This is a genomic window from Streptomyces sp. CAI-85, assembly GCF_013363615.1.
In the GTDB taxonomy this organism is placed as follows: Bacteria; Actinomycetota; Actinomycetes; order Streptomycetales; family Streptomycetaceae; genus Streptomyces; species Streptomyces antibioticus_B.
The window spans coordinates 1-13,159 of sequence record NZ_JAANNX010000039.1 but is presented as its reverse complement, the minus strand read 5'-3'; the positions used below and the strand labels follow the sequence as shown (position 1 = coordinate 13,159).

12 protein-coding genes and 1 pseudogene are annotated in these 13,159 nt (G+C 71.6%); 6 read left to right on the top strand and 7 right to left on the bottom strand.

Going from position 1 to position 13,159, the window contains the following annotated elements; genetic code table 11:
* The first annotated feature begins 116 nt into the window (after positions 1 to 116).
* From G6W55_RS27965 to G6W55_RS27950, 4 genes are all read left to right on the top strand, one after another.
* Positions 117 to 695, top strand: a complete 579-nt coding sequence (locus tag G6W55_RS27965; RefSeq protein WP_030791391.1) for a TerD family protein — start codon at positions 117 to 119, stop codon at positions 693 to 695.
* Positions 696 to 776: 81 nt separating this feature from the next.
* Positions 777 to 2,795 (top strand): TerD family protein, encoded by a 2,019-nt coding sequence (locus G6W55_RS27960; RefSeq protein WP_175523571.1) that lies wholly within the window; start codon positions 777 to 779, stop codon positions 2,793 to 2,795.
* 224 nt (positions 2,796 to 3,019) lie between these two features.
* On the top strand, positions 3,020 to 4,021 hold the full coding sequence (locus G6W55_RS27955; RefSeq protein WP_175523570.1) for a TerC/Alx family metal homeostasis membrane protein: 1,002 nt from the start codon (positions 3,020 to 3,022) through the stop codon (positions 4,019 to 4,021).
* A 142-nt stretch (positions 4,022 to 4,163) separates the two neighbouring features.
* Positions 4,164 to 5,264, top strand: coding sequence for a calcium:proton antiporter (locus tag G6W55_RS27950; protein ID WP_175523569.1), 1,101 nt, complete (start codon positions 4,164 to 4,166; stop codon positions 5,262 to 5,264).
* Here the strand turns inward: G6W55_RS27950 and G6W55_RS27945 are convergent.
* Together G6W55_RS27945 and G6W55_RS27940 are read right to left on the bottom strand one after the other, a co-directional pair.
* A complete protein-coding gene (locus G6W55_RS27945; protein ID WP_175523568.1) occupies positions 5,254 to 6,573 on the bottom strand; it encodes an MFS transporter in 1,320 nt (439 codons plus the stop codon). The genes G6W55_RS27950 and G6W55_RS27945 overlap by 11 nt on opposite strands.
* A gap of 77 nt (positions 6,574 to 6,650) precedes the next feature.
* A complete protein-coding gene (locus G6W55_RS27940; RefSeq protein WP_175523567.1) occupies positions 6,651 to 7,697 on the bottom strand; it encodes a S66 peptidase family protein in 1,047 nt (348 codons plus the stop codon).
* 96 nt (positions 7,698 to 7,793) lie between these two features.
* On the opposite strand from G6W55_RS27940, the gene aroQ reads away from it, so the two are divergent.
* Positions 7,794 to 8,267 (top strand): type II 3-dehydroquinate dehydratase, encoded by a 474-nt coding sequence (gene aroQ, locus G6W55_RS27935; protein WP_175523566.1) that lies wholly within the window; start codon positions 7,794 to 7,796, stop codon positions 8,265 to 8,267.
* A 107-nt stretch (positions 8,268 to 8,374) separates the two neighbouring features.
* Here the strand turns inward: aroQ and G6W55_RS27930 are convergent, their stop codons facing one another.
* The 5 genes from G6W55_RS27930 to G6W55_RS27910 all read right to left on the bottom strand — a co-directional run bounded on the left by G6W55_RS27930 (position 8,375) and on the right by G6W55_RS27910 (position 12,612).
* On the bottom strand, positions 8,375 to 9,127 hold the full coding sequence (locus G6W55_RS27930; RefSeq protein ID WP_175523565.1) for an amino acid ABC transporter ATP-binding protein: 753 nt from the start codon (positions 9,125 to 9,127) through the stop codon (positions 8,375 to 8,377).
* The gene (locus tag G6W55_RS27925) at positions 9,124 to 10,029 is read right to left on the bottom strand and encodes an amino acid ABC transporter permease (RefSeq protein ID WP_175523564.1); all 906 of its coding nucleotides are present in this window, start codon (positions 10,027 to 10,029) and stop codon (positions 9,124 to 9,126) included. Before G6W55_RS27925 ends, G6W55_RS27930 begins: the two co-directional genes overlap by 4 nt.
* Positions 10,026 to 10,910, bottom strand: a complete 885-nt coding sequence (locus tag G6W55_RS27920; protein WP_175523563.1) for an ABC transporter substrate-binding protein — start codon at positions 10,908 to 10,910, stop codon at positions 10,026 to 10,028. The genes G6W55_RS27925 and G6W55_RS27920 overlap by 4 nt, the downstream gene beginning before the upstream one ends.
* A 348-nt stretch (positions 10,911 to 11,258) precedes the next feature.
* Positions 11,259 to 11,915 carry an MBL fold metallo-hydrolase gene (locus G6W55_RS27915; protein ID WP_175523562.1) on the bottom strand — a complete coding sequence of 219 codons (657 nt, stop codon included), beginning with the start codon at positions 11,913 to 11,915 and terminating at the stop codon, positions 11,259 to 11,261.
* Positions 11,916 to 11,925: 10 nt separating this feature from the next.
* The gene (locus G6W55_RS27910) at positions 11,926 to 12,612 is read right to left on the bottom strand and encodes a maleylpyruvate isomerase family mycothiol-dependent enzyme (protein ID WP_175523561.1); all 687 of its coding nucleotides are present in this window, start codon (positions 12,610 to 12,612) and stop codon (positions 11,926 to 11,928) included.
* Between the two features lie 210 nt (positions 12,613 to 12,822).
* On the opposite strand from G6W55_RS27910, the pseudogene G6W55_RS27905 reads away from it, so the two are divergent.
* Positions 12,823 to 13,159, top strand: a pseudogene (locus G6W55_RS27905) (excinuclease ABC subunit A); the annotation flags it as partial.

Sequence of the window (13,159 nt, the reverse complement as noted above, 5' to 3'; positions counted from 1 at the left end):
GCAAGACCGACACAAAGTGCGGGCCTGGGTACGGCACTGTCAGTGCCCTTGCGTAGGGTTTTGGACAACCGCGGGTGCCGCGGCAACAGGGGACAGTCCGAGAGGGGAATCAGCGCGTGACCGTCAACATGACCAAGGGTCAGGCCATCAGTCTTCAGAAGAACGACGGCGGCAGCCTGACCGCGGTGCGCATGGGTCTCGGCTGGCAGGCGGCTCCGCGGCGCGGCCTGTTCGGCTCCCGCACCCGCGAGATCGACCTCGACGCCTCCGCCGTCCTCTTCGCCGACAAGCAGCCGGTCGACGTCGTCTTCTTCCGCCACCTGGTGAGCGACGACGGCTCGGTCCGCCACACCGGCGACAACCTGGTCGGCGGTGTCGGCCAGGGCGGCGACGACGAGGCGATCCTCGTCGACCTGGCGCGTGTCCCGGTCCACATCGACCAGATCATCTTCACCGTGAACTCCTTCACGGGCCAGACCTTCCAGGAGGTGCAGAACGCGTTCTGCCGCCTGGTCGACGAGACCAACGGCCAGGAGCTGGCGCGCTACACGCTCGCCGGCGGCGGCGCCTACACCGCGCAGATCATGGCCAAGGTGCACCGGGTCGGCGGCGGTTGGAACATGACGGCCCTCGGCACCCCGGCCAACGGCCGTACCTTCCAGGACCTGCTGCCGGCGATCCTGCCGGCGCTGTAAGACGGCGGGCGGGGCCCGGCCGGGCACACCGGCCGGGCCCCATCCGACACCACCACACGCGACACAGGGGGACGACAGGCGATGACGGCCGAGCTGGTGCGGGGACAGAACCACCCGCTCTCCCAGGCCCGCCTCGAGATCAGGGTCTCGGCCGGCACGCCGATCGTGGCCGCGGCGACCCTCGGCGACGAGGACGGCAGGGCGCACAGCGTCGAGTGGGTGGCCCACCCGGGCGCGCCCACCCTGCCGGGCCTGGAGGTCTCCCGGCAGGCCGCCGCGGACCACCGTCTCGCGGTGGACCTCGACGCGCTGTCCGCCGAGGTGCACCGGGTCAGCGTCCTGCTCGCCCTGCCCATGGGCGTCGGCGGGCCGGTCAGCTTCGGCTCCGCCGCCGTCCCCTTCGTCGCGGTCACCGGTCTCGACGGCACCGAGGTCGCCTCGTACACGATCACCGGTCTGGACGCCGAGTCGGCCGTGGTCGCCCTGGAGCTGTACCGCCGGCAGGGCGCCTGGAAGGTGCGGGCCGTCGGCCAGGGGTACGCGGGCGGTCTCGCGGAGCTGCTCACCGACCAGGGCCTGCCGCAGGCGCCCCAGCTCGCGACGAGCATCAACTCCGCGGTCGTCGAGGGACTGGCCCGTTCGCTCCAGGCCCCGCCGCCGCGCACCCCCGAGGGCGACCGCTCCCGGCAGACGGCCACCTCGGCCCTCGGCCCCGACCAGAGCGGTTCGCCGTACACCACCCAGGGCGCCACCGGGCCGTACCCGGGCGCGCAGGGTGCCACCGGCCCCTACGGCGGGGCGCCGGGCCGTCCGGACGGCGGCGCCTCGGCCGCCGACCCGGCCGCGACCCAGCCGACGCCCGCGGCCCCGTCCTCCGGCGGCCCGATCGACTACAGCCACCCCCGCCGGCAGAACGCCGCTCCGCCGCCGCCCCCGCCCACCGCGCCCCCGGCCGAGCCCGGTCAGCCGGCCCGGCCGGTCGCCGGTGACGCGACCGGCTGGTCCATGGACGAACGCCTCTACAACCAGGTGTGGGGCATGTTCGAGGACCTGGCGCGCACCACGGCCGCCTACCGCAGCGCGGTGGACTTCGCCGACACCCGGCTGGAGAAGGAGCTGGACCAGGTCCTGTCCGACCCGCGCAGCCGGATCGGCGGCCAGGGCGACGCCGCCCGGGAGACCGCCCAGGCCAAGCACGTCCAGCTCGTCGACCAGGCCCGTGAGGCGCTGGAGCGCGATCTCGTCCAGCTCACGGCCGAGGCCGAGGTCGTCGAGCCGGCGCTGCCCGTGGCGTACGCCCGCTGGGACAACCCGGCGTGGCACGCCTACCGGGTGCCCATGGAGATGCCGATGGCGTTCCGGCTCGGGGACCTCCAGTTGCCCGAGAGCGATCCGCTGCGCATCCCGATGCTGGTCCGGCTGCCGCTCGAACGCGGCCTGTGGATCGACGCCGGGCGCACCGCCGCGTCCGACGGCTCGTTCGCGGACTCCCACGAACTGCGGCAGCTCGCGATGGAGTCGGCCGTGGCGCACACGGCCCGCCTCCTCGCCGTGCATCCGGCGGACGAGTTCACCGTGCATGTCATCGACCCGGCGGGATCCGGCGCGCAGGCGCTCGCGCCGCTGGTGCGCGCCGGGGTGCTCGCCGCCCCGCCCGCGGTCGGCGCCGCCGGGGTGGCGGACGTCCTGGGGCGGCTCACCCAGCGGGTCGACCTGGTGCAGATGGCGGTGCGGGGCGGCGCGGCCGACTCGCTGCCGCCGGGCTTCGACACCTCCCAGCAGCTCCTGGTCGTCAACGACTTCCCGCACGGCTTCGACGACCGCGCGGTGAACCAGTTGCGCTATCTCGCCGACGAGGGCCCGGCCGTCGGCGTGCATCTGATGATGGTGGCCGACCGCGAGGAGTCCAGCGCCTACGGGCCGCTGCTCGACCCGCTGTGGCGCGGCCTGCTGCGGCTGACCCCGGTGCCCGACGACCATCTCGCCGACCCCTGGGTGGGGCACGCGTGGACGTACGAGCCGTGCCTCGTGCCGCACGGCAGCCAGGTGCTGGAGCAGGTGCTCGCACAGGTCGCGGCAGCTCGCGCCAAGTACAGGTAAAGGACCTCTGACCAGCCGTTTTGATCTTTTCTTTGCCAATCGCTTTACCGTTCCTTGGTGATTGGGGTACTGTCTTCCGTGCGGAGGGGAGTACTCCCTGACTGCGGCGTTCCCGTCAATACGGATCGATCCCGATCCCGGGACGTCGGCCCATCACCTGGGTGGAAGAGACCTCCGGCAGCGCAACGACGCTGACCTTGCCGTTACGTACTGCCGGAGGCGCAGTGGATGTTTCCGTGACCCTGTGGGTCCTGACCATCGTGGGCCTGGCCGCCCTCATCGCGGTCGACTTCTTCATCGGCCGCAAGCCGCACGACGTGTCCATCAAGGAAGCCGGGATCTGGACCGTCGTCTGGATCGCCCTGGCCGGGCTCTTCGGCCTCGGCCTGCTCTTCTTCGGCGGCGGACAGCCCGCCGGGGAGTTCTTCGCCGGCTTCATCACCGAGAAGTCGCTGAGCGTCGACAACCTCTTCGTCTTCGTCCTGATCATGGCGAAGTTCGCGGTCCCGACGCAGTACCAGCAGCGGGTCCTGCTCTTCGGTGTCCTCATAGCCCTGGTCCTGCGGGCGATCTTCATCGCCGCGGGCGCCGCGATCCTCGCCAACTTCGCCTGGGTCTTCTACCTCTTCGGCGCCTTCCTGATCTGGACCGCCTGGAAGCTCATCCAGGAGGCGCGGGCCGCCGAGGAGGACGAGGAGTTCGAGGAGAACAAGCTGCTCAAGGCCGCCGAGCGCAAGTTCGGTGTCGCCGACCGCTACCACGGCACCAAGCTGTGGATCGAGGAGAACGGCAAGCGGGTCATGACCCCGATGCTGGTCGTGATGCTCGCGATCGGCACCACCGACGTGCTCTTCGCCCTCGACTCCATCCCCGCGATCTTCGGTCTCACCCAGGACCCGTACATCGTCTTCACCGCCAACGCGTTCGCCCTGATGGGTCTGCGCCAGCTCTACTTCCTCATCGGCGGACTGCTGAAGAAGCTGATCCACCTCAGCTACGGCCTCTCGGTCATCCTGGGCTTCATCGGCGTCAAGCTGGTGCTGCACGCGCTGCACGAGTCGGGCGTCCATGTCCCCGAGATCAGCATCCCCGTCTCCCTCGGCGTGATCTGCTCCGTCCTGATCGTCACCACGATCACCAGCCTGCTCGCCTCGAAGAAGCAGCAGGCGGCCGAGGCGGAGCGCTCCGAGGACGAGGGCTCCCCGAAGGACAGCATCGGGGCCTGACCTCGTGGGACACGATGACAACCACCCCGGGAGCGGTGCGCGGCGTAGTGCCAAGCACCGCTCCCGGTGCGTCCGCTCCCGCCCGCGCCCGGGGTGCGAGAGCCGGAATGCGAAGGCCGGGCCGCTCTGCGACGATCGCTCCATGATCGCTCGGCTCAGGTCGCTCACAACCCGGTGGACGTCCCTCGTGCCGGTGCTCGCGGTCGTCCTGCTGGCGCTGACCTGGGGCCGCGACCTGCCCGGAGTGCTCGTCGCGGTGGTGACGCTGGTCCTCGCCGGAGCCGTCCTGGCCGCCGTGCACCACGCGGAGGTCGTCGCCCACCGCGTCGGCGAACCCTTCGGCTCCCTCGTCCTCGCCATCGCCGTGACGATCATCGAGGTCGCCCTGATCGTCACCCTGATGGTCGACGGCGGCGACAAGAGCTCGACCCTGGCCCGGGACACGGTCTTCGCCGCCGTGATGATCACCTGCAACGGCATCGTCGGCCTGTGCCTGCTGACCGCCTCCCTGCGCCACGGCACGGCCATCTTCAACCCCGAGGGCACCGGCGCCGCGCTCGCCACCGTCGCGACCCTGGCCACCCTCAGCCTGGTCCTGCCGACCTTCACCACCAGCAAACCCGGACCGGAGTTCTCCAGCGTCCAGCTCACCTTCGCCGCGGTGTCCTCACTGATCCTCTACGGGCTGTTCGTCGCGACCCAGACCATCCGGCACCGCGACTACTTCCTCCCGATCACCCGGCAGGGCGAGGTCATCACCGCCGACAGCCACGCCGACGCCCCCTCCGCCCGCACCGCCCTGATCAGCCTCGGCCTGCTCGGGCTGGCGCTGATCGGAGTCGTCGGCCTGGCCAAGGGGGTCTCGCCCACGATCGAGTCCGGCGTGGACGCGGCCGGCCTCAACCAGGCCGTCGTCGGTGTCGTCATCGCGCTGCTCGTGCTGCTCCCCGAGACCATCGCCGCCCTGCGCTCCGCCCGCCGCGACCGTGTGCAGACCAGCCTCAACCTCGCGCTCGGCTCCGCGATGGCCAGCATCGGCCTGACCATCCCCGCCGTCGCCCTCGCCTCGCTCTGGCTCACCGGCCCGCTCGTCCTCGGCCTCGGCCCCACCCATATGGTCCTGCTCGCCCTCACCGTCGTGGTCAGCTCCCTGACGGTGGTGCCGGGCCGGGCCACACCCTTGCAGGGCGGCGTCCATCTGGTGCTGTTCGCGGCGTATCTGGAACTGGCGATCAACCCTTAGCGGCCCCGGCCGTCACCGGCCGCCCGGCCCCCACCGGCGCCGGGCGCGTCTCCGGCAGCAGCGCGAAGCAGCCCAGGCTGACCAGCGCGATCGCCGTCAGATACATCCCCACCGCCCACGGCACCCGCCCCGACCCCTCCGCGAGCGCCGTCGCCACGACCGGGGTGAGCGCGCCCCCGAGAACGCCCCCGAGGTTGTAGCCGACCGAGGCGCCCGTGCAGCGCACCCGCGGCTCGTACAGCTCGGGCAGATAGGCCGCGATCACCCCGAACATCACCACGAACGCGATCAGCGCCCCCATCAGCCCCACGAACATCGGCAGCGGCGCCCCCGTCGACAGCAGCGCGACCATCGGGCACATCCACAGCGCCGCCAGCGCGCTCCCGGCGAGGCACAGGGGCCGCCGCCCGTAGCGGTCGCCGAGCATCGCCGTCAGGGGCGTCAGCGCGCCCTTCACCACCACCGCGGCCATGATGCAGGCCAGCATCACGGTCCGGCTCACACCGAGCCGCTCGGTCGCGTACGCCAGGGACCAGGTCGTCGCCGTGTAGAAGACCGCGTACCCGGCGGCCAGCGCCCCGGCCGTCAGCAGGAGCAGCCGCCAGTGGTCGCGCACCACCTCGGCGAGCGGCACACGCGCGCGGTCGTCGATCTCCAGGAAGCGAGGGCTCTCCGGCAGCGACGAGCGCAGCCACAGCCCGAGCACGGCCAGCACCCCGGCCGCCCAGAACGGCACCCGCCACCCCCAGCCCGCGAACTGTGCCTCGGTCAGCACCGCGGACAGCACCAGCACCACCCCGTTGGCGAGCACGAAACCCACCGCGGGCCCGATCTGCGGGAAGCTCGACCACAGCCCGCGCCGCTCGGCCGGGGCGTGCTCGGCGGTGAGCAGCACCGCGCCGCCCCACTCCCCGCCGAGCCCCAGCCCCTGGAGGAAGCGCAGGACGAGCAGCAGCACGGGAGCGGCCGCCCCGATCGTGTCGTATGTCGGCACGCAGCCGACGGCGACCGTCGCCGCGCCGGTCAGCAGCAGCGAGGCGACGAGGACCGGCCGGCGCCCGTGCCGGTCCCCGATGTGCCCGAAGAGCATCGACCCGAGCGGCCGGGCCAGGAAGCCCACACCGAACGTCCCGAACGCGGCCAGCGTCCCCGCCAGCGGCGAGAACGTCGGGAAGAACAGCGGCCCCAGGATCAGCGCGGCCGCGGTCCCGTAGACGAAGAAGTCGTAGAACTCGATGGCCGTCCCCGCCAGGGAGGCGGCCGCGAGCCGCGGCATGGAGGGCGCCCTCACGGTGCGTACGTCGTGCATGCCGCGTCAACCGCCCGCGGTGACGGACGGTTACGGGGCGCGCGGAGTGACGGACGGGGCGGGAGGTGCCAGGGGCGTCAGTACGTGACCGTGATGCGCCGGGCGGGGCCGTCCACCCGGACCGTCCCGCCGTAGGGAATGACGAGCTGCGGGGTCGTGTGGCCGAGGTCCACGTCGAAGACGGCCAGGGTGTCGGGGGCGTACTCCGCCAGCGCGCGCTCCACCGCCGCACGCTGCTCGGCGGCGTACCGGGCGGACTCCTCCGGGCTGTTGGGCCGCTCGAAGGACCAGGTCTTGGCGCGGCCCATCAGCAACGCCGGGAAACGCCGCAGCAGTCCGCGCTCACCCATGTTGCGCAGGACGCGGTAGACCTCCGTGGCGCTCGGCAGCTCCTCCGAGGTCTCCAGGAACAGCACGCCCCCGTCGTACACCGAGGGGTCGTGCGCGATCTCGCGGTCGGCCATCAGCAGCCAGGCGAGGATCTCCAGGCAGCCGCCCCAACTGCGGCCCTCCACCACCCGGTCGGGGTTGCGCCAGATCCAGCCGTCGCCGGGCCGGGTCTCCGGCTCCGCCTCGAAGGTCGCCGGGTCGGCCCAGTCGCGGTTGACGTCGTTCCAGCGCTCGGCCGGCCGCAGTTCGTAGGGGCCCGGCGTGAACAGCGCTGCCCGCAGGGAGTCGGCGGTGAGCCCGTCCATCGCCACGGGGCGGCCGAGCTGGGTCATCACGGTCGCGCCGTGGAAGCCGACGATCCCCGTGGTGTACAGGAAGGCGAGCAGGTTGGTGTTGTCGCTCATGCCGAAGAACGGCTTGGGGTTCGCGCGGATCAACTCCTGGTCCAGCAGCGGCAGCACGGTGATCTGGTCGTCACCCCCGATCGACGCCATGATCACTTTGATGTCCGGGTCGGCGAAGGCGGCGTGGATGTCCTCCGCCCGCTCCTTGGGGGTCGTCCCCATCCTGCGGGTCGTCGGGTACTCGACGGGCTCCAGACCGAAGTCCTCACGCAGTCGTCCGAGCCCCAGTTCGTAGGGGCGCGGGAACAGTTCGGGCAGGCCGGCGGAGGGCGAGAGGACGGCTATCCGGTCGCCGGGTGCCGGCTTGGGCGGGTACACGGGCGGGATCATGCCTGGAGGCTACGCCTTCCCGCCCCGTCGTTTCAGCGTGATAAACCGGTTGGAGCAGCGGTCCGGGACGGGCCGCCCCGACGGACCGGAGGAACCGTGCCCCGCACCCTGGCCAACGCCCCGATCATGATCCTGAACGGCCCCAATCTGAACCTGCTGGGCCAGCGGCAGCCGGAGATCTACGGGTCCGACACGCTCGCCGACGTCGAGGCGATGTGTGTGAAGGCGGCGGCCGCGCACGGCGGCACGGTGGACTTCCGGCAGTCCAACCACGAGGGCGAACTGATCGACTGGATCCACGAGGCCCGACTGCACCACTGCGGCATCGTCATCAACCCGGGCGCCTACTCGCACACCTCGGTGGCGATCCTCGACGCGCTCAACACCTGTGACGGGCTGCCGGTCCTGGAGGTCCACATCTCCAACATCCACCGGCGCGAGTCCTTCCGGCACCACTCGTACGTCTCCCTGCGCGCGGACGGGGTGATCGCGGGCTGCGGGGTGCAGGGGTACGTGTTCGGGGTGGAGCGGGTGGCGGCGCTGGCGGGGTCGGGGACGGCCGACACATGAGCACCGGTCTCAGGACCGACACGTAAGCACCGGCCTCCAGGAGCACGCCTCTTACACGGTCACGCCTCTTACACGGTCACGCCTCTTACACGGTCACGAACGGCGGGTCACAGCCGTCCCGCCTCCACGATCCGCCGCAGGAACCGACGGGTGCGCTCCTGCCGGGGGTCGCCGAAGACCTGCTCCGCGGTGCCGCGCTCCAGCACGACCCCTCCGTCCAGAAAACAGACCTGGTCGGCCACCTCGCGCGCGAAGCCCATCTCGTGCGTGGCCAGCACCATGGTCATGCCGTCGCCCTTCAAGTCCCGCACGACGTTCAGGACTTCGCCCACCAGCTCCGGGTCGAGGGCCGCGGTGACCTCGTCGAGCAGCAGCAGCCGGGGCCGTACGGCCAGGGCGCGCACGATCGCCACACGCTGCTGCTGGCCGCCGCTGAGCCGGTCCGGGTACTCACCGGCCCTGCCGCCCAGCCCGAGCCGCTCCAGCAGCTCCCCGGCCCGTTCCTCGGCCTCCGCGCGGGAGACACCGTGCACCCGCCGCGGCGCGAGCGTGATGTTGTCCAGCACGGTCATGTGCGGGAACAGGTTGTACGACTGGAAGACCACGCCGATACGGCGCCGTACCGCGTCCTGGTCGGCGCGCGGATCGGTGATCTCCTCGCCGTCCAGCCAGATCGCGCCGTCGTCGATGTCCTCCAGCAGGTTGGCGCAGCGCAGCAGCGTGGACTTGCCGGATCCGGAGGCGCCGATCAGCGCGGTCACGGTGTGCGGGGCGACCTCCAGATCGACGTCCCGCAGGACGACCGAGCCGCCGAAGGTCTTGCGGACGGACTCCATCCGCAGCACCGGCGCGTCGCTCATGTCGTGCCTCCCTGGGCTCGCTGACGGTCCATCCGGGCGGTCACCCAGTCCGTGAAGCGGGTCATCGGAATCGTCAGCGCGACGAAGACCAGCCCCGCCACGATGTACGGCGTGTAGTTGAGGCTGCGGCCCACGATGATGTCGGCCGCGCGGACGGCGTCGATCGCGCCGCCGATCGACACCAGACCGGTGTCCTTCTGGAGGGACACCAGGTCGTTCAGGAGCGGCGGCACCTGACGGCGCACCGCCTGGGGCAGCACCACGTACCGCAGCGCCTGCCGGTTGGACAGGCCGAGCGAGCGGGCCGCGGCGCGCTGCGAGGGGTGCACGGACTCGATGCCCGCGCGGAACACCTCGGCGACGTACGCCGAGTACGTCAGCGTCAGCGCCGTACCGCCCAGCAGCACCGGATCCACCGTCACGCCCTGGAGCCGCAGCGCAGGGACGCCCAGCACCACGATCATCAGGTTGATGATCAGCGGCAGCCCCCGGAAGAAGTCCGTGTAGGCGGCCGCGAGCACCCGCAGCGGGAAGAAGACGGGGCCGCGCAGGGTGCGGGCCACGGCGATCAGCATGCCGAGGACGAGCACGGCCGCGCCGCAGACCAGCAGCAGCCTGACGTTCAGCCAGAGCCCTTCGAGGACCTTGGGGAGCGCCTCGCGCGCGTACCGCCCGTCGAAGAAGGTCTCCTTGGTGCGCGGCCAGCCGGGCGCGCCGACCACGACCAGATAGAGGACGGCGGCCGTGACCAGGGTGGAGAGCGCGGCGACCGCCGTGGCGCGGCGTGCGCGCGTGCGCCGGTAGCGCTCGCGCTCCAGCCGCCGCGCCGACGGCACGTACGCGTCACCGGGGCCGTCCGTGTCCTCCCGGCCGGACCCGGACTCCTTGGCGGTGACGGTCACTTGAGCACGGGCGCGTCGACGGCGTCGGAGAGCCACCGCTGCTCGATCTTCGCCAGGGTGCCGTCCTTCCGCAGGGCGTCCACGGCGGCCGTCACGCACGGGGTGAGCGCGCTGCCCTTGTCGAGGACGAGCCCGAACTGCTCGGGCGTACCGCCCCGGTTCTCGAACTGGCCGACGATCCGCGCGTCGGTCACCTCGGCGGCGGTGATGTAGAACGCGGTCGGCAGGTCCACCACGATCGCGTCGACCTGACCGTTCTTCAGCGCCGACTTGGCCTGGTCGTTCTTGGCGTAGACGGCCGGCTGCGCGGTCGGCTTCACCACGTCCTCGATGTAGCCGAGGCTCGTGGTGCCGACCTGGGCGCCCAGCTTGAGCCCCTTGAGATCCGCGAGACCCTTCGCCCCGGCGGCCTTCGAGTCCTTCAGCGCGATGACGGCCTGGCGCACGTCGTAGTAGCCCGACGAGAAGTCCACGGCCTGCTTGCGCTCGTCGCTGATCGACACCTGGTTGATGTCGAAGTCGAACGTCTTCGCACCGGGCGCGAACGCCTTGTTGAACGGCACGCTCTGCCAGACGACGGCGCTCCTGTCGTAACCGAGCCGCTCCGCCACCGCGTAGGCGACGGCCGACTCGAAACCCTCGCCGTTGGACGGCTTGTCGTCCTTGAACCACGGTTCGTAGGCGGGCTGGTCGGTGGCGATCGTCAGCTTGCCGGCGGTCTCGGTGGCCAACGCGCCCCGGGCGCAGGCGTCGGCGGTCGATCCGGACGGCTTCGCGGCCGCGTCGTCCTCGGGCTGCGGGGCGCAGCCGACGGCGGTCGCGAGAAGGGCGACGGTGGCGCCGGCGACGGCACGGCGCAGAACACGAGGGGCGAGGTGCATGGCGGGAGAGTGACAGCGGGATCCCCGTTTTGTCGAGGTCGCACCGGCAGATGTCCGCATGGTGGGAGCTGGTGTTGCAGTCTCGTGAACAGGGGCGCGAGGGACGCCTGTTCCGCCTGGGGCCGCCGGCCGAGGGCGGGGATCGAGAGGCCGGCGGCCCATGCCGCGCCGGAGCCGTCATCCCGCGCGGGGCACCCACCAGTTGACCGCGCGGCCACGCACGTGTGCAGCGCGCGCGAGCCTCGGGAGCGTGCGCGCGATTCACACGGGGCGCGTGCACGCCGGCATGCGCCCCGGTGCGTGGCGGAGCGTCACGCCGGCGACGAGGTCACCACTCGCGCGTGGACGTCACCACCCGCGCGCGTGCCACTCCGGGAGGTGCGGCCGCTCCGCGCCGAGCGTGGTGTCGTTGCCGTGCCCCGGGTAGACCCAGGTCTCGTCCGGCAGTTCGGCGAAGATCTTCGTCTCGACGTCCCGGATCAGGCTGGCGAACGCCTCGGGATCGTTGCGCGTGTTGCCCACGCCGCCCGGGAAGAGACAGTCACCCGTGAAGACGTGCGGATGGCCGTGCGGGTCGTCGTAGACGAGGGCGATCGAGCCCGGGGTGTGGCCGACCAGGTGGCGGGCCGTCAGTTCGACGTTGCCGACGCGGATCACGTCGCCGTCGTCGACCGGGACGTCGGTCGCCACGGGGATGCCCGGGGCGTCCTCCCGGCCGGCATACGTGCGCGCGCCCGTGGCGGCCACGACCTCGGCGAGGGCCTGCCAGTGGTCACCGTGCTGATGGGTGGTGACGACGGACGCGATGCCGTCGTCACCGATCGTGACGAGCAGCGCCTCGGCGTCGTTCGCCGCGTCGATCAGCAGTTGCTCGTCCGTGGCCCGGCAGCGCAGCAGATAGGCGTTGTTGTCCATGGGCCCGACCGCGAGCTTGGTGATCATCAGGTCCTTCAGCTCGTGCACGTCCGCCGGGCCGCCGACCGTCACGTCTCCGCTGTACGTCATGACGGCCAGCCTATAGCGGCGGAAGGGCCGGCAGCGGTCCGCCGGCGACGGTCAGGGCGGATCCGTCGCGGCGCCCGGCGAGCCAGCCCAGCAGGTCGGCGGGGGAGCCCGTGACGGTCACCTCGGGCGCGTCGGCCTCCCGGCCGGTGCGCCACACGCGTGTGCCGTCCGTCAGCCGGGTCGGCGGCACCTCGGGATGCCCCGTGAACCGCTCCGCGAGGAACGCGGTCTCCCGCTCGGTGAACTCCGCCGGCAGGTCCTCCAGCGTGTAGCCGATCCCGAGGTCCACATGGTGCAGCTCGACCTCCACCCAGCGCCGGAACGGCACCCGGGCCGCCGTGTCCGTGACGCCGTTGCGCAGCTCGACCGTGCGGGACCAGTCGGCGGGCACGGCCGCCGCGCGCCGCAGACGCTCCGCGCTCTCCCGGACGTCCGTGAGCTGCTCCGGCAGGGGGCGCGGGGCGTCCCGCTCGATGTCGGCCTCCCGGACGGCGGCGTCCGCGTACATGGGGCGGCCCTCGAAGACGTTCACGAGCGCGTCCGCGTTGCGGGCGAGATGGGCGAGGACGTGACCCCGGCTCCAGCCGGGCAGGAGTGACGGCTCGGCCACCGACGCGTTGTCCAGTTTGCCGACTGCGACGAGCAGCCGCTCGGTCGCGTCCTGTAGGGACTCCAGGTCATGAGCGTGATCAATCATGGTGCTGACCCTAGCCCCACCACTCCTTCGGGTGAAGGTGGCGGAACGCGGCCCGAAATCGAATGCGCGTGCTATATGGTCGTTGGCGGCGTCGGGCATGCTGGAAGGTCGGGGGTTGTTGTCACCCGGTGGATCCGACCGGCGTTGTCAGTGGCTCCCCCTAGTCTGAGGAAGACGGGGGCCCCGCCCCTGTCACTTCACTCAAGAAAGGTGCGGACCGGCGTGGCCGACCGTCTCATCGTCCGTGGCGCGCGCGAGCACAACCTCAAGAATGTCTCGCTCGATCTGCCACGCGACTCGCTCATCGTCTTCACGGGCCTGTCGGGGTCGGGCAAGTCCTCGCTGGCCTTCGACACGATCTTCGCCGAGGGCCAGCGGCGCTACGTGGAGTCGCTCTCCTCGTACGCCCGGCAGTTCCTCGGCCAGATGGACAAGCCGGACGTCGACTTCATCGAGGGCCTCTCCCCGGCCGTCTCGATCGACCAGAAGTCGACCTCGCGCAACCCGCGCTCCACGGTCGGCACCATCACCGAGGTCTACGACTACC